Here is an 884-nt window from a genome sequence, read left to right as displayed (position 1 = left end):
AAAAGCGGTACAAAGCAGAACGTGGAAATGAAGTTTATCAAGCTAACCGACGCCACTGTGGTCGCAAATCAGACTTCTTGAAGAAATCTGACTTTATCAAGTATGTCAATAAGCATTTCTTTGAAGACAATTGGTCACTTGATGTATGTGCCAATCGCTGCTTGGCTGTGGGTGAATTTAGCAGCGACCAGATAGTCTGCACTAGAACTCTATATAACTATGTAGATCAAGGCTTGTTGGCTATCAGAAACTCTGATTTGCCTGAGAAGTTAAAGCGTAATACTAAAATTCATCGTGTTCATAAGAACAAGAAGAAATTAGGTCGAAGCATTGAAGAACGCCCTAAAGAGATTAATGATCGAAAAGAGTTTGGTCACTGGGAATGCGACCTAGTCTTAGGACATAAGACTAGAGATGATCAAGTACTGTTAACTTTGTCTGAGCGAATGAGCCGTGAGTTTCTAATCTTGCGTATTCCAGACAAGACAGCTGCCAGTGTTATGAGCGCTTTTCAAACTCTACATAAGCAGTATAGTGAGCACTGGAATGAAATCTTCAAGACAATTACAACTGACAATGGTTCAGAGTTTGCGGATCTTTCCAATCTAGAGGAAGTATCTAATACCATAGTCTATTACGCCCATCCATATACTTCTTGCGATAAAGGCACTGTTGAAAGACATAATGGGCTCATTCGCAGATTCATTCCTAAGGGTGATTACATCAATAACTATTCTCTTCAGGAAATCATTGACATTGAAACCTGGTGCAATTCGCTACCAAGAAAAATATTGGCATATCATACACCAGATGAAATTTTTGAAAGAGAATTGGATCATATCTATCAAGCAGCTTAAGTGTTCAATTTATTATTGCAATTTACG

Annotated in this window: 1 protein-coding gene; it reads left to right on the top strand. The window is 38.5% G+C overall.

Annotation, left to right across the window (positions count from 1 at the left end; translation table 11 throughout):
* The coding region (locus tag CP357_RS09945) for an IS30 family transposase (protein WP_098037220.1) at positions 1 to 857 on the top strand (857 nt) is incomplete at its 5' end.
* Between the last annotated feature and the right edge of the window lie 27 nt (positions 858 to 884).

Origin of the sequence: Lactobacillus sp. UMNPBX6, from assembly GCF_002553975.1 — a bacterium.
Lineage (GTDB): Bacteria > Bacillota > Bacilli > Lactobacillales > Lactobacillaceae > Lactobacillus > Lactobacillus gallinarum.
The sequence above is the reverse complement of the archived record's forward strand: the minus strand, read 5'-3'. Positions and strand labels throughout refer to the sequence as shown.